This window comes from Aureimonas ureilytica (assembly GCF_001475935.1).
Classification (GTDB): Bacteria; Pseudomonadota; Alphaproteobacteria; order Rhizobiales; family Rhizobiaceae; genus Aureimonas; species Aureimonas ureilytica_A.
The window spans coordinates 108,338-125,967 of sequence record NZ_LDQA01000009.1; the positions used below are offsets into that span (position 1 = coordinate 108,338).

Sequence of the window (17,630 nt, forward strand, 5' to 3'; positions counted from 1 at the left end):
AGCTCAGCGGTTCTTGATGACGACGCAGGAGCCGCCGACATTGCGATATTTGTTGCAGAAGGCGTCGGCCGCACCGCGCGTGTTGGCGCCGATGCGAATGGCGGTGATCCGGCGCGGGCCGGAGAGCGGCCGCGTGCGCATCACGATCGGCTCGACGCCGCCGAGAATGCCGGGATAGCGATCCTGCAGCTTGCGATAGAGGCGAACGGCGATGGCCTCGTTGGGATGGCCGGCGACCTGCGCGCCCCAGGGGCGCATGGGCGCGCTCTCGGCCGCCGCGAAGACGGCGCGTGTCGGCAGAATGGGCAGCCGGCGGCAGGCAAGCGCGAAATCCAGATCCTTCACCAGCGGCTCCACGGCCGCCTCGCGTTTTTCCTCGCGAAACCAGGACGCCGGCTGCGCGGTGATGGAGAGGACGTAATCCTCGGTCTCATAGGGCAGCCGCCCGCCGCTCTGCATCCACCGCTTCACGCGGTTGATGCCGCCATTATAGGCCGCCGCCGCCAGCCCCCAGGAGCCGAGTTCCGAGCGCAGATCGCGCAGATAGGTCGCGGAATGGCGCAGCGCCTCGCGCTTGTCGAACGGGTCCGACAGGCCGCGCTCCTTGGCCGTGAAAGGCATGAACTGGGCGATGCCCTGCGCGCCGACGGGGGACTGGGCGGATTCGTCGAAGCGCGATTCCTTCCAGATCAGGCGCGCGAAGAATTCCGGCGCCATGCCGACGGATTTGGCGTTCTCGGCGATGAGATCGCAGATTTCGGCCACGCGCGGATTGTTCTTCTCGCCCGTCTTGTCCTCGGCCTTGGCGCTTGGCGTGAGGGCGAGCGCCAAGGCAACGGCGGCGAGAGAAAGACGACGTCCTGTCATTCGGCGGCGGCGCGCCCGCCCCCGAAGCGGCGCTCGATATAGGCGAGCACCATCTCGTGGAATTCCTGCGCGATGCCCGCGCCGCGTAAGGTGGCGACCTTCACCCCGTCCATGTAGACGGGGGCGGAGGGCACCTCGGCGGTGCCGGGCAGCGAGATGCCGATATCGGCGTGTTTGGACTCGCCCGGCCCATTGACGATGCAGCCCATGACGGCGACCGACAGCGCCTCGACGCCGGGATAGCGCTCGCGCCATTCGGGCATGTTGCGACGGATATCGTTCTGGATCGTCTCCGCCAACTCTTGGAACAAGGTCGAGGTCGTGCGCCCGCAGCCGGGGCAAGCCGCGACGATCGGGATGAACTGCCGGAAGCCCATGGTCTGGAGAAGTTCCTGCGCGACCTGCACTTCCTTGGTGCGGTCGCCGCCGGGCTCGGGCGTCAGCGACACGCGGATCGTGTCGCCGATGCCTTCCTGCAGGAGAATGCCCATGGCGGCCGACGAGGCGACGATGCCCTTCGAGCCCATGCCCGCTTCCGTCAGGCCGAGATGGATCGCATGGTCGGTGCGCCGCGACAGGTCGCGATAGACGGCGATGAGATCCTGAACGTTGGAGACCTTGGCGGACAGAATGATCTTCTCGCGCGCGAGGCCCGTCTCCTCCGCCAGCGCGGCGGAATGAAGCGCGGACTGGATGATCGATTCCCGCATGACCGCGCGCGCCGAAAGCGGCTGCGCGAGGGCCGAGTTCTCGTCCATCAGCCGGGTCAGGAGTTCCTGGTCGAGCGAGCCCCAGTTGACGCCGATGCGCACCGGCTTGTCGTGCCGGATGGCCATTTCGATGATGTCGACGAACTGCCGGTCCTTCTTGTCCTTGAAGCCGACATTGCCGGGGTTGATGCGGTACTTCGCGAGCGCTGCCGCGCAGTCGGGATAATCGGCGAGCAGCTTGTGGCCGATATAGTGAAAGTCGCCGACCAGCGGCACGGAGAGACCCAGCCGGTCCAGCCGCTCACGAATGCGCGGCACGGCGGCGGCCGATTCCGGCCGGTCCACGGTGATGCGCACGATCTCCGAGCCCGCGCGCGCCAGCTGGGCGACCTGTGCGACGGTGGAATCCACATCCGCCGTGTCGGTGTTGGTCATGGACTGAACGACCACCGGGGCCGGTCCGCCGACGAGAACGCCGCCGACATTCACGCCCACCGTGCGGCGGCGGGGCAACGGGTCGGCGAGAACGGGGTCGATCGGCGTGGCTGACGTCATCGGGTCGGCTTTCCAGCGAAAAGGGCGATGGCTCCCGGCACAAGGCCGAGTGCCGCTTTGGTCTATATCGCCGCGCATATCTGTCAAATGAAGAGAGGGCGTTCTTGCAGAGACTTCGTGTCGCGAGCATGACACGGGCCAGCTTCGGCGGCTTGCGTGTCGATGGCCGGACTGGCACCTGTCGCGGGCGGAGCACGCCTCCCGGCCGGGGATGCCCAGTGTCCGCCCACCGTGTTCAACAGGAGAGCCCATGACGCCCGGCGCCGCCCTTGCCCTGTTCTGCCTTCTCATGCTGGTCGGTTTCCTGCCGATCTGGCCGTGGTCGCGCGGCTGGAGCTTCCGGCCGGCCATCCTGCTCGGGGTGATCTTCACCTTCGCGATCATGGTCTGGGTCACCATCCTCGTTTGAAGGCCGATGCGGCGATCGTAAGTCAATTGTGACGATTTTGTGGAACCGAACACGTCCGCGTGAGTTCTGGGGGCGTCGTGTTTTCTACGGAGTTCCCCATGTCCATCGGCACCATTCTTCTGATCGTCCTGATCCTGCTCCTGATCGGCGCCTTTCCCGGCTGGGGCTACTCGCGCGGATGGGGCTACGGGCCGAGCGGCCTTCTGGGCTTCCTGCTCGTGGTCGTGATCGTGCTGCTCCTGATGGGACGCATATAAGAATTTCGGGGCCGCCGTTTCGGCGGCCCCTTTCACTTCAATGCCCGTCGCGCCGATCCGCGCCGTGCATCAGCCCGGACAGGACGAGAATCACGAGCAGGCAGACGCAAAGCCCGAGGAACACCGGCGAGAAGCCGAAATGCTGGGCGAAATAGCCGATGGCGGACGGCGCGACGAGAATGCCGCTATAGCCGATCGAGGTCGCGATCGAGATGGCAACGCCCGGCTTCAGCCCCTCGATATTGCCCGCCGCCGAAAAGGCGATCGGCACGAGATTGGAAAGCCCGATCCCGAGGATCGCAAAGCCGATCAGCGCGACGGTGAGGCCCCCGGCAAAGCTCACCAGAACCAGCCCCGCCACCGCAAAGCCGACCGACAAGCGGATCGTGCGAACCGCGCCGAGCCGGTCCCGCAGCCCGTCTCCCAGAAACCGGAACAGCGCCATGGTGGCCGAGAAGGCCGCGAAGGCGAGGCCGGACATTTCGATGTCGATGCCGAGTTCGCGCACGAGATAGATGGCGCTCCAGTCGATCGTCGCTCCTTCCGGGATCATGGAGAAGAGCGCGCAGACGCCGAGCGCCACCGCGATCAGACGCCCACGGCTGGACGTCGCGGGAGCGCCTTGCCCGTCCGTCTCGGCCGCGGCCGGCGCGTCGTGGGGTGACGTTCGATCCTCCATCAGCGACCGGCTGATCGGCCAGAGCGCGGCCAGCATGACGAGGGCGACCACGCTCGCCTGCCCCACCGAACCGATCGCCCCGATGAGGGGGCCGCCCACAGCCGCGCCCAGAACCCCGCCGACCGACCAGAACCCATGGCACGATGACATCATGGCCTGATGCAGCGTGCGCTCGGTCGCTACCGCATTGGCGTTCATCGCGACATCCATGCCGCCCATCGTCATGCCGAAAAAGAGGATCGCGGCGGCCGCCCAGAGCGGGCTCGGTGCGAGCACCAGAAGAAGCAGCGCAAAGGCCAGAAGCGCCTGAAGCACGAGGGTCGGCTTGCGCGAGCCGAAGCGCGCCGTCGCCGCGCCGACCATCGGCATGGCCGCGATGGCGCCGAGGCCGAAGACGAGGATCAGAAGGCCCAGCCGGCTTTCGCTCAGGCCCAGCCGCTCGGCCAGAAGCGGCACCTGCGGCGTCCAGTTGCCGAGCACAAACCCGTTCACCAGAAAGGCCAGCGACACCGCGATCCGGCGCGCGGGCCAGGCGGCCATGCGAGGGCGCTCGAGGTCCGAAGCGTGGGACAAAATCATTTCCTTCATTGAGACGGGCACGAGCCTCAGTTCGTTATGAATCAAAAGCGCGCGAGGTCGAGCCTTGGGAACCGCAAGCAGCGGAAGCGGTGGAGCAACGGCCGTTCGGGATTGCGGGGCCGCGCACCGTCAGGCCCGTGACTTCGCTCGCGCCACGCCGCCCTCTCCCACAGGCGGCCGGGCGCGCAGAATGCGAAGACCGACCGCTTCCAGCGCCGCAACGCTCGCCTCCGGCGCATCATGCTCCACGACGAGCGTGTCCAATCCCGCCGTGGGCAGGACATGGAAGGGCGCGACGCTGGCCAGTCTCTCGTTGACCACGGCCGCCACGACCGCCCCGGCTTGAGCGCTCAGAACGCGCTTGAACTCGGCGTCCTCGTAGTCTTGCGCGGTGATGCCGATTTCGGCATCGACCGCGCAGACGCCGAGAACTAGAAGGCTCGAGCGCAGCGCTTCGGCAGCGCGCAAGCTGGCGGCGCCAAGACACGCGCCCGTGCGCGGGTTGACTCGTCCGCCGAGCAGGATGACTTCGACCTGGGGCCGATCCTCCAAAGCGCAGGCGATGGCGGGGGAATGGGTCACGACGGTCAGGGCGCGATCGGTCGGCAGTGCCTCGGCCACGAGGATATTGGTAGAGCCGGCGTCGATGAAGAGCGTCGCGTCCGGCCCGGACATATCGGCGATGCGCTCGCCCAGGGCTTGCGCCAGTGCCCTCTTGCGCCCGCTCGCCTCCGCCCGGCGAAGGTTGAGAGGCACGACTGCCGGCGCGGGCGGCAGCGCGCCGCCATAGACGCGGCGGCAGAGCCCGGCCGAGGCGAGCTCGCGCAAGTCCCGCCGGATCGTGTCCTCCGAGACGCCGAAGTCTCGGGCGAGCTCCGACGCCAGCACGCGGCCTTCGAGCGACAGCCGCTCGCGAATGCGCCCGTGCCGTTCGGGCGTCATCGGCATCATGTTCATCTGGTTATCTCTCGCTATTCATATCGGGAGATGCACGATGATGCCCGATCAGTCAATCACAAGGAGGAATAATGCCGAATTCGGCATCATTCGACTTCTGCCTATCCTGCCCATCGGCGCGGCATGAAGGGTCGTTTAAGGTAAGGAGAGCCTCGTGTGACGTGTCGGCCTGCCACCAAGAAACTTCACCCATCCTTTAAAGAATGAAGTATGAGGAACAGACAGGCGTGCTTCGTGATTTGGGATGGGCTTTCGAAGGCCAATCCGCATCGCTAGGAGCCGATGGGACGTAGATCGGATCGCTTTTGGCATGACGGACCTTGTCATCGGGATACCAACCTTTCGGCGCCCCGCCCTTCTGACCAAGCTGCTCGAAAGTCTCCGGCCGGAGATCGCCGGCCGTATGGTGACGGTTCTCGTCGCCGACAATGATTGCGACCCCGCGATCGAGGCGCTCGTCGCCGCCTTTCCGCGCGAGGAGGGGCAGCGCTTCGTCTATGTGCCCGTCTCCGAACGCGGCCTGTCTCCGGTTCGCAACAGCCTCGTGGACGCGGCCTTACGCGAAGCGCCGGACTGGCGGCGGCTCATCATGTTGGACGATGACGGGCATGTGGCGGAAGGCTGGCTGGCGACCCTGCTCGGCTGCGCCGATGCCTACGAGCCGCATCTTCTGGGCGGCCCGGTCGAGGGTCTGCTCCCGTCCGATGCCGGGCTTTTCGCGCGCAACAGCATCTATGCCAGCCGGCGCGGCACCAGAACGGGGCCGACCAAGCTCCTGCGCGGCGCGCAGAACCTTCTGATCTCGCGCCGCCTGCTCGACCTCGTGGAACGCCCCCTTTTCCGCAACGCCTATAAATCCTCCGGCGGGGAGGATTACGACTTCTTCCGCCGGGTACGCGCGGCGGGTGGGGAGATCGTCTGGTGCGAGGAGGCCGTGGTCTACGAGCCGACGCCGACCCCGCTGCTGCGCACGGCCAAGGTGCTGGAGCGCTACTACACGACCGGCATCTACATGGCGAAGATCGACCAGAGCTATGACGGCGCGGGTGCGGCCTGGCGCTTGGCCGTGAAGGGCAGCGTCGGTTCGCTCGCCCGTCTCGCCTTGTCGCTGCCACAGCTGCGCAAGGATCCGATCGCCAAGAACCTCCTGTCGGTCGCCCATCACGCCGGCCGCCTTGTCGGCATGGTCGGCGGCAACACGTCCCGATACGCCAAGCGATAGGTCAGGCGCAGCGCGCTCTCGGACCCTCGATGCTGCGCGTCAGTCACGCTCCCCAAAGCAGCGCACCGCTTCGCCCTCTCACAAAAAAGGCCGCGCTTCCGTTCCCATCTGGGAGGAAGCGCGGCCTTTGCGTTTCGAGCGAAGGGGCGATCAGGCGCCGAGCGAACCGGCGGGCTTGGGCAGGGCGGGCACCACGCGCCGGTCGTCGCCGCCGCTGAGCGTCATCATTCCGCAGAAGCCGACCAGCGCCATGCCGGCGACGGCCAGCGGATCGGGGAACTCGCCGAAGAGCACGGCGCCCAGAAGCGCGGCCCAGACGATCTGGCTGTACTGCGTCGGCGCGATGCGGCTGGCGGGCGTCAGGCGGGCCGCGACCACCATCGTGATATTGCCGATGCCCGCGCACAGGCCGCCCACGACCAGGATCGGCCAATGCTGCACGGACGGCATCACGAAATGCGGGATCATCAGGAGGCCGTTGGTCAGCGTTGCCGCCGTCAGCACGCCGCCCACCAGTGTCAGGCGCTTTTCCGTCTGCCCGAGCGAGCGCAGCAGAATGGCGCTGAGCGCGCCGCTGAAGGCGCAGACGATGGCGGCCAGATGGCCGAGCGTCAGGGCGTTGAAGCCGGGGCGCACGACCAGCATGACGCCCGCGAGGCCGCCGAGCAGCGCCAGCCAGCGCGAGGGGCCGACCGTCTCCTTCAGGAGCACCATGGAGAGAACGGCGACGAAGACCGGAAGCAGGAAGATCAGAGAGTAGGCTTCCGCCATCGGCAGATGGGTGAAGGCGTAGATCGCCGACATGCCGCCGACCGTGCCGGTCGTCATGCGCGCCAGAACCATCCAGGGGCGATGCGGGCGCAGGATCGAGCGCCAGCTCTCGTCCGCGCGCTTGGACAGAAGCGCGGGCCCGAGCGCGATCAGCGAGACGAAGAAGCCGATCTCGAACACGGGAAGCTGGCTGCCGAGCAGCTTTCCGGCCGCGTCGGAACAGGAATAGGAAAAATACGCGAGGAACGCGAGGAGAATGCCGGACTGCATCGGATGCGACTTTGCAAAAAAGGAAAGGCCGGCATCGCGAGCGGACGATCGTTTGCCCTTGCGGGCGCGCATTCGGGACGGGGAGGTCGGCAGGCACATCATGGCACCTGGGCCTTGATAAATCCTTTTCCGCGCCGCGCCGCAACGCCCCTTCGCCACACGTCCCGATCATATAATCTTACGCTGTCACGCGCGGCGTGATGACACAGCGCGCCCCGTCAAACTGCGGCAAAACCAAGGAAAAGCGCGTGGCGGAAATAAGAAATTGGAGATGATGCCAGGACAGCGCGCCCGCGCCCGTCACACCTCCCGACAGGCGCGAAAGTTACGAACCTCCCCTCGACTTCGCACCTGCAAAAAGGGCGAATGCGTCACCGCACCCGCCCTCAAAGATGCCATGGATGTCAGCACTCAATCGACGGCCAGCATCCGCCCTTCCGCATCCGACACGAAGCAGAGGTCGAGAAGCTTCTGGATGCCGGCGGCATGGCGAAAGTTCGGCTGGCCGTTCTCGCCCGACAGAAGCGCCATGGCGAAACGGTGCTCGTTGCGCGGCGTCACCGGGCAGTCCACGCGAACCCAGGTCTGCGTTTCCATATCGGCCCCGAGACAGGCTTCGAGGCGCGAGTCCTGATGGTTGGCCCAGATGCGCAGCGCGCCCCGCTCTCCGTAGATGGCGAGGTTCAGGTCGTTCAGATTGCCTGTGGCATAGCGGGACATGTGCACGACGCCGAGCGCGCCGTTCGACATCTCGACCGTCATGGCGACGCTGTCGTTGACATCCAGCTTGTAGGCGCCGATCGCCCCGCCCTCGGCCTTGTCATAGGTCTTCATGCGGGCCTGAAGCGCCGCGAAGTCGAGCCCCGTACCGAAGCTCACGAAGTCGAGGATATGGATGCCGATATCGCCGAGTACGCCCTTCGAGCCATGCTCGGACGACAAGCGCCACAGCCAGCGTTCGTCCGTGCGCCAGTCGCCCCAATGGCCGGCCGTGAGCCAGCTTTGGAGATAGCTCGCCTCCAGATGCCGGATTGTGCCGATGCGCCCGTCATCCACCATGCGCCGCGCCATCTGGATCGCATGAGCATTGCGATAGGTGAGGTTCACCATGTTGATGAGCCCCGCCGCCTCTGCAGCCTCGGTCATCGCTATCGCGTCGGGAAAGTTCACCGCTAAGGGCTTCTCGCAAAAGACCGGCTTTCCGGCGGCGAGAAGTTGCAGCGTCGTCGGCTTGTGAACGCCGTCGGGCGTCGAGTTCACGGCCGCGTCGAACTCATCCCAAGCGATGGCGTCGGCCAGCGAGCCGAAGGTCTGCGGAATGGAATGCTCGAGCGCGAAGAGACGGGCGCGCTCGATATTCGTATCGACCGCCGCGACCACCGTCATGCCGGGTATGGAGGAGAAATGCTCGGCATGGCGAGCGGCGATGCCGCCCGTGCCAAGGATCAGGATGCGCCGTTCCTCGCTCATCGATAGCCGGCCTCGCCGGCCTTGTGGAGCGAGCCGCCCTTCTTCTCGATCTTTTCACGCGCCTGATCGATCGGCACGTTGGGCGCCTCGGCCACCTCGCGCCAGGGCTTGGCGGGATTGTAGGCCCAATGGACGGCATTGTGCAGAACGCGGCGAATATTGGGATCGTGATAGATCGGATAGGTCTCGTGACCGGGCTCGAAGTAGAAGATGCGCCCGGCCCCGCGCTGGTAGGTGAGGCCCGAGCGGAACACCTCGCCGCCCTCGAACCAGGAGACGAAGACGGTCTCCAGCGGCTCGGGGACAAGGAAGGGCTCGCCATACATTTCTGAGTTCGGCAGTTCGATCGCCTTGTCGATGCCTTGCGTGATCGGGTGGCTCGGATTGATCACCCAAAGCCGCTCGCGCTCCCCCGCCTCGCGCCAACGCAGCGAACAGGGCGTGCCCATCAGACGCTTGAAGATCTTGGAGAAATGGCCGGAATGGAGGACGAGAAGGCCCATGCCTTCATGAACGCGCTGCGCCACACGCTCGACGATCGCGTCCTCGACTCGGCCATGCGCCTTGTGTCCCCACCAGACGAGAACGTCCGTGGCATCGAGCTTCTCCTGGGTCAGCCCATGTTCGGGCTCTTCCAGGGTCGCGGTGGAAAGGGTCAGCTCGCCATCCTCGGCCAGCCCGTCCGCGATGGTGCGATGAATCCCGTCCGGGTAGATCGATCGGACGGTCTCGTTTTCCTTTTCGTGCAGATATTCGTTCCACACGGTCACACGGATCGGCATCCTGGCTTCCCTCCTCCTCGGCCCGTCGCGGGATGGTCCGCGTCGTTCTCAGCCTGATATGAACGGCCTTCGGGACTGAAACCTTCGCGATGAATCGGACCTCATTGCGACCGCTTCAGTCCCCTGCTCGTGTCGCATCACAGGGTGGCCGGAGCATGGACCCGACCACCCGAATGCGTCAGTCGGCCAGAAGCAGCGCCACGGGCATTTCGGACAAGATGTCGGCGAGCTTGAAGCTGGCCCCGCTGCCGACCTCCCTGCTCGCCAAGATGTCCTCGAAGCGCGCCCCCGCCAGGTGAGACGGCAAACGAACCGCCGTATCGCCCCACTCGGACGCCTCCAGCATCGGGATGTCGGCGCCCTCACCCAGAAGCTGCAAGGCGAGACGCGGCGCGATCGTCACCGCGACATGGCCCTCATTGTCGGTGCGCGCGAAGGCGACCACATGGTCCGCCTTTGCGCCTGTCACCTCCAGCGGGATGTAGCGGCCCTTGGTGAACAGCTCGGGCGCGCGGATGCGGGCCTTCAGTGCAGCAGCGGTGAGCTTGGCCTTCACGCGTCCGTCGCGCCAGTGCGGCAGGCTGGCCGCGATCGTCTCGCCGTCTTCCATCGCGCGCTGGCGGGCGGCGAAGTCGATCTTGCGGCGATTGTCGGGGTCCACGAGGCTGAGATCGTAGAACTCGGTGCCCTGATAGATATCGGGAACGCCCGGCGCAGTGAGCTTGATCAGGGTCTGCGACAGCGAATTCAGCGCGCCGGCCACGACGAAGGACTGCGACTGCTTCCAGAAGCGAGCCAGAAGATCGCCCGTCTCCTTCTGCGAGAGAATGGCCGAAACGAAGCCCTTCAGCGCACTCTCGTAAGCCTCGTTGGGCGCGGTCCAGCTCGTGTAGCGCTTGGCCTCGCGCACGGCCTTTTCGGCAAAGGCCAGAAGCCGGCTTTCCAGTTCCTCGCGCAGCTTGGCGTCGGCCGGGTCGAAATCGGCGGGGATGACGCCGAGCAGCGACTGGTAGAAGCCCCATTCCGTCGCGGGGTCGGGCGAGACATGACTGTCGCCCATGGCGGGGTCGCCCATGGTCTTGCGCCAGGGCTGCATGGCCTCGGCCATGTCCTTCACCAGCGCGGCCCAGCGCTCGGGCGCTTCGCTCAAGGTGTAGAGGCGCGCGCGCGCGTCCTCGCCGCGCTTGGTGTCGTGGGTGGAGGAAGCCATGAGCCCTTCGGGCTGGTCCTCCAGCCGGATCGCCATGTCCTCGTGGAAGCGCTCGGGCGAACTGCCGTAATGATCCGGCTCGCCGCCGACTTCGTTGAGCGCGATCAGACGGTTGTAGCGATAGAAGACCGTGTCCTCCACGGCCTTGGCCATGACCGCGCCGGTCGTCTGCTGAAAGCGGCGGGTGAAGTTCAGCGCGCCCGTGACATCGCGTCCATCCTCGAAATTCAGCTTGAGCAGGCGACCAACGAAGTCGATCGGCTCGTCGGCCTCGACCTTCCGGGTTCCCTTGGCGCGCTCCACCGTCTCGTCGATGACGATGATGTCGTCCTCCGGCACGCCCGCCACGCCGCAATAGGTGCGATAGACCGGCAGGGCGGTCGCCACCTCGACGATCGACCGGCTCATGTCGTCGCGGCCGAAATCGCGCGTTTCGAGATCGCTCGCCGCGACCTGCATGGCGGTTTCAGTCAGAACCTGAAGCTCGCCGGCGAGATTATGCGTAAAGATCGCGCGCTTCTGGTCCGCGATCATCGCCCGCAGATCTTCGTCGCCGCCGACGAACTCGGCATAGGCGCGCGTCATCGCCTCTTCCTGAGACCCGTCGACATAGAGGCCCGAAACGGCGGTGATGAACTCGTAGCCTGTGGTGCCAGCGATGTTCCAGCTTTTGCGCAGGCGCTCCGGCCCGGTCAGGATCTTCTCGACATGGATCGCGACGTCGCGGCGCAGCGCCTCGAAGCCGGCAGCGAGTTCCGCCAGATAGCCCTTGGGGTCAGCCACGCCGTCCACATGGTCGATGCGGATGCCGTCCAACCGGCGCTCGCGCGCCAGCTGGTAGATCGTGCGGTGCGAGTCGCGGAAGACGCGGCGCATCTCCTGGCGCACGCCGATGAGGTCGGCGATCTCGAAGAAGCGGCGATAGGAGAGTTTTTCGCGCGCCAGACGCCACCAGGCGAGCCGCCAGGCCTGCGCCTCGTGGAAGGCATGGAGCGCGTTGCGGTCGGCGTTCAGCGCCTCGATGCCGGCCTTCAGCGCGGCGAGGAAGGCGGGGTCGGCGACATGCTCGGCGAAACGCTCGCCCAGTTCCTCGCCATCGGCCGGCACGGCGGCGGAGAAGCGGCGCACCAGACTGTCGCGCTCGGGGTGATCCACGAAGGAGAAGACGTGGCTCAGCGTGCGCGGGTCCACCGGCAGGCCATAGCCATTGGCGGAGAAGCGGACCTCGCCCCGATCCTCGTCATAGACGACCTCCAGCGCGCCGCCCCGCAGCGCCTCGCCATAGGGCGTGCCGAGGGTCGGGATGAGGATTTTCTCCTCGTCCCAGGAAATGTCGAAGGTCTGCGCATAGCGGCTTTCGCGGCCCCAGCGCAGGACATCCTCCCACCAGCGGTTCTCCTGCGAGACGCCCATATGGTTCGGCACGAAGTCGAGGATCAGGCCGAGATCGGCCTTCATCAGCTGATCGCTCAAGGAGCCCAGCCCCGCATCGCCGCCCAGTTCTTCTTCGAAGCGGTTATAGTCCACGACGTCATAGCCATGGGTGGAACCGGGCGAGGCCGCGAAGACGGGCGAGGCGTAGAGATGGCTCGCCCCCAGCGTCTTGAGATAGGGCACGAGCCCCTCGGCTTGCGAAAAGCCGGTCCCCTCGCGGAACTGCAGGCGATAGGTCGCGATCAGCGGACGGCTCATGGGGTCTCCGGTCTCTCGTCGCGCATCGCGCGAGCCATGGCTTGGAAGCGTTCGTCGGCGGCCAGATCATCCAGACGGATGTCGGAGCGAACGCGCCAATTGGGGTATTCGTCGGTCGTGCCCGGCAGGTTGGGCTGTTTCTCGGAGGCGATCATGTCCTCCATCTGCACCGCGAAAAGCATGGAGCGCGTGCGCGCGCCGAAGCGATGGATCGCGATCGCCAGCTCAAAAGGCAGGCGCTCCGGCAGGTCCGCGCCTTCGTTCGCCGCGTGATAGTCGGGCGGCAGGAGCCGCTCGTATTGCAGCGCGGCCAGAAGCGTGCGCCGGTCGCGGTCGCGCTCGGCCAGATCGCGCTCGGTGGCGGCGGCGTTCTGCCGGCCGGTTTCGGAGCGCAGCCGGACATCGGAGCCATGCCACCAGCCCGACAGCGTGGCGAGGTCGTGGGTCGAGATACAGGCGAGCGAGGCCTGCGGATATTCCCCCGTCGCCTTGAACAGCCCGTCCTTCCAACGCTCGAAATAGAGAACCTTGTAGGAGAGGATATGGCTGTCGGCCATGGCCTCGCGGAAGCCTTCCGGCACGGTGCCCAGATCCTCGCCGATCACGAGGCAGTTCGTGTCCTGCGAGACGCGGGCCAAGGCGTCCACCATGGCGCCGAGAGGATAGCGGACATAGCCGCCGCCTCCGGAATTCGTGCCTTCGGGAATCCACCAGAGCCGCGCGAGCCCCATCGCATGGTCGATACGGATCGCGCCCGCATGTTCCATGAGACCGGCATAGGCGGCGGCGAGCGGGGCATAATGGCGCTCGGCGAGAGCCTTGGGCGAAAGCGGTGCCAGACCCCAGTCCTGCCCGTCCGAATTGAACATGTCGGGGGGCGAGCCGACGCGCGCCGCGCGCACCGTCAGCGCCGGGTCGGCCCAGGTCTCCGCCCCATCGGGCGAGACGCCGACGGCGAAGTCGAGATACAGGCCGATGCGCATTCCGGCCGCCTTGGCGCGGCGCTGCGCCTCGCCCAACTGCCGGTCGCACAAATATTGCAGCCAGATGTGGAAGCGGATCGCGTCTTCGTGGCCCGCCTCGAAGGAGGTCACCGCTTCGCCCGTGCGGTCGCGCAGCTCCTCCGGCCAATTGTGCCAACCGGCGCTGCCGCCCTCCGCGCGCATCGCCTCCGAGATCGCCTCGAACAACGCGAAGCCGCGCAGCGCGTCGCCGCCCTTCTCGGTAAAGGCGCGGAAGCTTTCGTCGGATGTGAGCCCATCCTTGGCGCTCGCATAGACCTCGCGCAGCAGCGGCACCTTCGCGGCCGCGACAGCGGGATAGTCCACCAGCTCGCCGTCCAGCCCTTCGAAGAGGTCGGGCTTCTCCGTGCGCAGGGCCGCGATGGCCGCCTCCCCGCCTTCGATCGTGTCGATCGCGAGATAGAACGGATTGATGAAGCGGCGCGTCGAGGGCGAATAGGGGCTGTAGCGCCCGGCATCGGCCAGAAAGAGCGCATGAAGCGGATTGACGCCCACGAAGGACGCGCCGGTCTCGGCCGCGACCTCGGCCAACCGTGCCAGATCCTCGAAATCGCCGATGCCGAGATTGCGCTCCGAGCGCAGGCTGTAGAGCTGGCAGGTCACACCCCAGGAACGGCTCGACGCCAGCCCCTCCGGCAGGGCGCAGGCAAGACTGGGCTTCTGCTCCTCGCGGGCAAAGCCCCCTTCCTCGCCTCCTTCGGGATCGACCTGAAGCGCGCTCAGGAGGCCGGACTGCGCGGCCGCGTCGATCGCCTTGGGCTCGCCCATTTCCGAAACATATCGGATTTGAATGCCGTGGCTTTCGGCCAGGGTTTCGAGGCGCTCATTCATCGTCAGGCTCCGCGATCAGGAGTGTGTCGGCCAGGATGGCGATCACGCAGGTCGCGCACATCGTACCTTGCGAGAGTGACTCGAAGGCGTTCTTGTGGTTGGTGTAGACGCATTCCGCGCCTTCCAGCGCGCCTTGGTGGAACGCACCTTCCACATCCCAGGCTTCGTCGGCCAGATTGACCACGAGATGCCAGAAGCGGCCGGGTTGCAGCTCCCAGGCGACCACGAAGCCTAGCCCTTCCACCATCGCCATGCCCGTGCCGCCCTGCACCTTGTCCAGGAGCGGAACCAGCGTCTTGGCGCGGATGCCGAGCAGCTTGCGCGTCACCTGAAGGCGGCGCTTGTGGATGGGCTGGGCAAGGCGCGTCCAGTCGAGGCGCGAGACCTCGAAGGTGCGCTCGTCATTGGGGTCGGGGAAGATGTCGGCCGCTTCCGGGTCTTCGAAAGCGGCGAAGCTCTTGAACTCCTTCTTGCGCCCCTTGGACACGGCATTGGCGAGTTCGCCGTCGAAATCGGTGAAGAAGCAGAAGGAGTTGGTGTCGCCGAACTCGTCGCCCTGGAACATCAGCGGGATCTGCGGCGAGAGCAGAAGAATGGCCTGAAGGCAGTCATAGACACGGCCCGAGGTCAGCGAGCGCATCCGGTCGCCGAAGGCGCGGTTGCCGATCTGGTCGTGGTTCTGGAGGAAGTTGACGAAGGCGGTGGGCGGCAGTTCGGAAGAGTCGGTGCCCACGCGCCGCTCGCGATGCTCGGACTCCTGCCCCTGGAACACGAAGCCGGTGGCGAGCGCGGTCGCCATCTGCTCGGCCGAGTTCGGGTCGTAGTCCCGATAATAGCCCTCCTGATCGTTGGTCGCGATCACGTGGGCCGTGTGATGGAAATCGTCGTTCCACTCACCCGAGACGAGCGGCACCGAGCCGTCCTCGCCGCGCTCGATATGCCATTTGATGTTGCGATCGTCCTCGGTGGTGATGTGGACGTGGCGATCCGTGACCGTCTCGCGCACGCGCATCGCCAGTTCCTTGACGAAGGGCGTGTCGGTCGTGTCCTTGATAGAATCGATCGCGTCGAGCCGCAGCCCGTCGATCTGGAACTCCCTCAGCCAATAGAGCGCGTTCTCGATCATGAAGTCGCGCACCGGCGCTTCGTCATAGGCGATGGCCGCGCCCCAAGGCGTCGAGATTTCCTGATGGAAGAACTCCGGCAGGTATTCCGGGAGATAGTTCCCGTCCGGGCCGAAGTGATTGTAGACGACGTCGAGGAAGACCATGATCCCGCGCTCATGCGCGGCGTCCACGAGCTTCTTGAGCCCTTCCGGGCCGCCATAGGCCTGATGCGGCGCATACAGAAGAACGCCGTCATAGCCCCAGCCGCGCTGGCCGCCGAACTGGGCGACGGGCAAAAGCTCGATCGCGGTGATGCCGGTCTCGCGCAGGTGCTCCAGCTTGGGAATGATGGCCTCGAACGTGCCTTCGGGCGTGAATGTGCCGACATGCAGCTCGTAGAAGACGCATTCCTGCCAGGGGCGGCCCTTCCAGTCGCCGGTGCGCCATTCATGCGCCTTGGGATCGACGAGGCGCGAAAGCCAATGGACGTCGCCCCCCTGGGCGCGGGCTGCCGGGTCGGGCCGCACCTTGCCGCCGTCGAATCGGAAGCCGTAGCCATCCCCCGGCTGCACCGTGTCGGTCACGAGTTCCCACCAGCCGCCCTCGCCGCGCGCCATGGGCTCGAAGCTTTCGCACTGGAAGTCGTCGGACTCGGCGCTGGCGACCTCGACGCTTTTCGCGCTGGGCGCCCAGATGCGGAAGCGCGCCTTGCCGTCCTCGTAATGTGCGCCCCAACTCAGGTCGAAAGAAAAAGTCGTGCCAGCGTCCATGAGGGCTCCGCCATTTCGCAACATGTCATGAGATGCGGCCCGTCTCGCAGATGCGAGGGGCCGCGGATCGCGCCTGACCTAACTGGGGCGCACGGGGACAAGGGCAGGACCGAGGCGAGGAATTTTTCCGGTCGCCCCAGCCCTTTCCCGTCGGGACCGGATCAGCCGGCCGCAGCGAGGGCCTGCGGCTCGGGCGCGGCCTGCGGCTCGTTGGCGGCGTTGGACTGGCGACCCATGGCCTCGGCCGCCTCCGACAGACCCTTCGTCTCCCCCGCCGAGCTGTTTTGTCCGACGCGCCCATGCACGAGATCATGGATGAAGCCGAGCTTGCCGACGACGGTCGGCGACAGGACGAAGGGGTAGAGGTCCGGCAAGCCCATGGCGCGGTTCATGGAGTTCAGCGCCTGGCTGAGCGCCAGCCAGGCGTCGGCGATCTCCTCCATGGTCGTGCTCGGATCGTAGACCTTCACGTTGAGGTCCGTCGTCAGAATGCCGTCGCGGTCGAGCCGTGGCTGGATGGCGATGCCGTAGGAGCCGCCGACCTCCAGCGTGTCGATGATGTGGAGATAGTGCGCCCAGGTTTCCGCGAAGTCCTCCCAGGCGTGGGAGCCGGCATAGGCCGAGACGTACTCGTCCTGCCAGTTGAGCTTCGGCCCGTTGTTGTAGTGGTTCTGGAGCGCCTGCCCGTAATCCTCGCGGTCGTCGCCGAACACGGCGCGGCACGCGTCCAGAAGATTCCCGTCGCGCACGAGAATGTCCCAGTACCAATGGCCAACTTCGTGGCGGAAATGGCCGAGCAGGGTACGGTAGGGCTCGCCCATGGCGGTGCGGCGCTGCTCGCGCTCGGCATCGTCGGCCTCGGCCAGCGCCACCGTGATGATGCCCTCGTCATGCCCGGTCATCACCTTCTGTCCCGTCGCCGGATCGTCGGCCAGGAACTTGAAGCCGAGACCCTCGGGATGCTCGTCGCGGGTATAGAGCGGCAGGTTCAGGCGCAGTAGGGTATAGAAGAGGCGGTGCTTGGCCGCTTCCATCTTGGCCCAGAGCGCCTGATTGTCGGGGTTCGAGAGATCGGGGACCATGAGATTGTGCCGGTCGGCCACGCACATCCGCTCGCCGGAGTCGGCCGGCACGAGCCAGTTGCAGACGCCGTATTGGTAATTGTCGCAGTAGCGCCAGTGCGAGCCGTCGCTGCCGCGACCGACCGAAAGCCAGCCGTCATCGGCCGCTTCCAGCGCCAGGACGCGGTTGGAGCGTGGCTCGTAGCCGAGCGCATGACCGCAGCGCTCGCAAACCACATTGTTGAAGAAGACGACCTGATCGCAGGACGGGCAAGAAAAGAGCTTCATGAGGAGCGTTCCTGGGCGGCCGGGAGGGGCGCGGATTCGCCGGCTCAACTCCAGTGTGTGACTCCGGTTCCGCAGCGCACCCGATTTCGAACACAATTTCCATCAAACGCCGCGCTTTGTGC

Annotated in this window: 14 protein-coding genes; 3 read left to right on the forward strand and 11 right to left on the reverse strand. The window is 66.1% G+C overall.

What is annotated here, in order from left to right:
* Positions 1 to 3: 3 nt before the first annotated feature.
* A complete protein-coding gene (locus NS365_RS03520) occupies positions 4 to 867 on the reverse strand; it encodes a lytic transglycosylase domain-containing protein (protein WP_058598885.1) in 864 nt (287 codons plus the stop codon).
* Entirely contained in the window at positions 864 to 2,132 is a 1,269-nt protein-coding gene (gene ispG, locus NS365_RS03525) for a flavodoxin-dependent (E)-4-hydroxy-3-methylbut-2-enyl-diphosphate synthase (RefSeq protein ID WP_058598886.1), read from the reverse strand. The genes NS365_RS03520 and ispG overlap by 4 nt, the downstream gene beginning before the upstream one ends.
* Positions 2,133 to 2,382: 250 nt before the next feature.
* On the opposite strand from ispG, the gene NS365_RS23440 reads away from it, so the two are divergent.
* Positions 2,383 to 2,541: a DUF3309 family protein gene (locus NS365_RS23440; protein ID WP_192843472.1), complete on the forward strand. Its 159-nt coding sequence runs from the start codon at positions 2,383 to 2,385 to the stop codon at positions 2,539 to 2,541.
* A gap of 98 nt (positions 2,542 to 2,639) precedes the next feature.
* On the forward strand, positions 2,640 to 2,798 hold the full coding sequence (locus tag NS365_RS23445) for a DUF3309 family protein (protein ID WP_082640506.1): 159 nt from the start codon (positions 2,640 to 2,642) through the stop codon (positions 2,796 to 2,798).
* A gap of 37 nt (positions 2,799 to 2,835) precedes the next feature.
* Here NS365_RS23445 and NS365_RS03530 read toward each other — a convergent pair whose 3' ends face one another.
* On the reverse strand, positions 2,836 to 4,017 hold the full coding sequence (locus NS365_RS03530) for an MFS transporter (protein ID WP_244498346.1): 1,182 nt from the start codon (positions 4,015 to 4,017) through the stop codon (positions 2,836 to 2,838).
* 168 nt (positions 4,018 to 4,185) lie between these two features.
* Complete coding sequence (locus NS365_RS03535; RefSeq protein WP_058598887.1) at positions 4,186 to 5,013, reverse strand: DeoR/GlpR family DNA-binding transcription regulator; 828 nt, start codon at positions 5,011 to 5,013, stop codon at positions 4,186 to 4,188.
* Positions 5,014 to 5,323: 310 nt separating this feature from the next.
* Here NS365_RS03535 and NS365_RS03540 point away from each other — a divergent pair, with 310 nt between their 5' ends.
* The gene (locus NS365_RS03540; protein ID WP_058598888.1) at positions 5,324 to 6,235 is read left to right on the forward strand and encodes a glycosyltransferase family 2 protein; all 912 of its coding nucleotides are present in this window, start codon (positions 5,324 to 5,326) and stop codon (positions 6,233 to 6,235) included.
* Between the two features lie 150 nt (positions 6,236 to 6,385).
* Here the strand turns inward: NS365_RS03540 and NS365_RS03545 are convergent, their stop codons facing one another.
* From NS365_RS03545 to NS365_RS03575, 7 genes are all read right to left on the reverse strand, one after another.
* Complete coding sequence (locus NS365_RS03545; protein ID WP_058598929.1) at positions 6,386 to 7,276, reverse strand: DMT family transporter; 891 nt, start codon at positions 7,274 to 7,276, stop codon at positions 6,386 to 6,388.
* Positions 7,277 to 7,687: 411 nt separating this feature from the next.
* Entirely contained in the window at positions 7,688 to 8,746 is a 1,059-nt protein-coding gene (locus NS365_RS03550) for a Gfo/Idh/MocA family protein (protein ID WP_058598889.1), read from the reverse strand.
* Complete coding sequence (locus tag NS365_RS03555) at positions 8,743 to 9,528, reverse strand: ThuA domain-containing protein (protein ID WP_058598890.1); 786 nt, start codon at positions 9,526 to 9,528, stop codon at positions 8,743 to 8,745. The genes NS365_RS03550 and NS365_RS03555 overlap by 4 nt, the downstream gene beginning before the upstream one ends.
* Positions 9,529 to 9,706: 178 nt before the next feature.
* The gene (treY, locus tag NS365_RS03560) at positions 9,707 to 12,430 is read right to left on the reverse strand and encodes a malto-oligosyltrehalose synthase (RefSeq protein WP_058598891.1); all 2,724 of its coding nucleotides are present in this window, start codon (positions 12,428 to 12,430) and stop codon (positions 9,707 to 9,709) included.
* Positions 12,427 to 14,283: a 4-alpha-glucanotransferase gene (malQ, locus tag NS365_RS03565; protein WP_058598892.1), complete on the reverse strand. Its 1,857-nt coding sequence runs from the start codon at positions 14,281 to 14,283 to the stop codon at positions 12,427 to 12,429. Before malQ ends, treY begins: the two co-directional genes overlap by 4 nt.
* Positions 14,276 to 16,159, reverse strand: a complete 1,884-nt coding sequence (gene treZ / locus NS365_RS03570) for a malto-oligosyltrehalose trehalohydrolase (protein ID WP_058598893.1) — start codon at positions 16,157 to 16,159, stop codon at positions 14,276 to 14,278. Before treZ ends, malQ begins: the two co-directional genes overlap by 8 nt.
* Positions 16,160 to 16,320: 161 nt before the next feature.
* A complete protein-coding gene (locus NS365_RS03575) occupies positions 16,321 to 17,508 on the reverse strand; it encodes a zinc-binding metallopeptidase family protein (RefSeq protein WP_058598894.1) in 1,188 nt (395 codons plus the stop codon).
* Positions 17,509 to 17,630: the final 122 nt, after the last annotated feature.

Excerpts from the sequence above, each read along its gene's own strand:
- NS365_RS23440 (WP_192843472.1), top strand. The coding sequence starts at position 2,383 with ATGACGCCCGGCGCCGCCCTTGCCCTGTTCTGCCTTCTCATGCTGGTC.
- NS365_RS03520 (WP_058598885.1), bottom strand. The coding sequence starts at position 867 with ATGACAGGACGTCGTCTTTCTCTCGCCGCCGTTGCCTTGGCGCTCGCC.
- NS365_RS23445 (WP_082640506.1), top strand. The coding sequence starts at position 2,640 with ATGTCCATCGGCACCATTCTTCTGATCGTCCTGATCCTGCTCCTGATC.
- malQ (WP_058598892.1), bottom strand. The coding sequence starts at position 14,283 with ATGAATGAGCGCCTCGAAACCCTGGCCGAAAGCCACGGCATTCAAATC.
- NS365_RS03575 (WP_058598894.1), bottom strand. The coding sequence starts at position 17,508 with ATGAAGCTCTTTTCTTGCCCGTCCTGCGATCAGGTCGTCTTCTTCAAC.
- NS365_RS03530 (WP_244498346.1), bottom strand. The coding sequence starts at position 4,017 with ATGGCCGCCTGGCCCGCGCGCCGGATCGCGGTGTCGCTGGCCTTTCTG.
- treY (WP_058598891.1), bottom strand. The coding sequence starts at position 12,430 with ATGAGCCGTCCGCTGATCGCGACCTATCGCCTGCAGTTCCGCGAGGGG.
- NS365_RS03555 (WP_058598890.1), bottom strand. The coding sequence starts at position 9,528 with ATGCCGATCCGTGTGACCGTGTGGAACGAATATCTGCACGAAAAGGAA.
- NS365_RS03550 (WP_058598889.1), bottom strand. The coding sequence starts at position 8,746 with ATGAGCGAGGAACGGCGCATCCTGATCCTTGGCACGGGCGGCATCGCC.
- ispG (WP_058598886.1), bottom strand. The coding sequence starts at position 2,132 with ATGACGTCAGCCACGCCGATCGACCCCGTTCTCGCCGACCCGTTGCCC.
- NS365_RS03535 (WP_058598887.1), bottom strand. The coding sequence starts at position 5,013 with ATGAACATGATGCCGATGACGCCCGAACGGCACGGGCGCATTCGCGAG.
- NS365_RS03545 (WP_058598929.1), bottom strand. The coding sequence starts at position 7,276 with ATGCAGTCCGGCATTCTCCTCGCGTTCCTCGCGTATTTTTCCTATTCC.
- NS365_RS03540 (WP_058598888.1), top strand. The coding sequence starts at position 5,324 with ATGACGGACCTTGTCATCGGGATACCAACCTTTCGGCGCCCCGCCCTT.
- treZ (WP_058598893.1), bottom strand. The coding sequence starts at position 16,159 with ATGGACGCTGGCACGACTTTTTCTTTCGACCTGAGTTGGGGCGCACAT.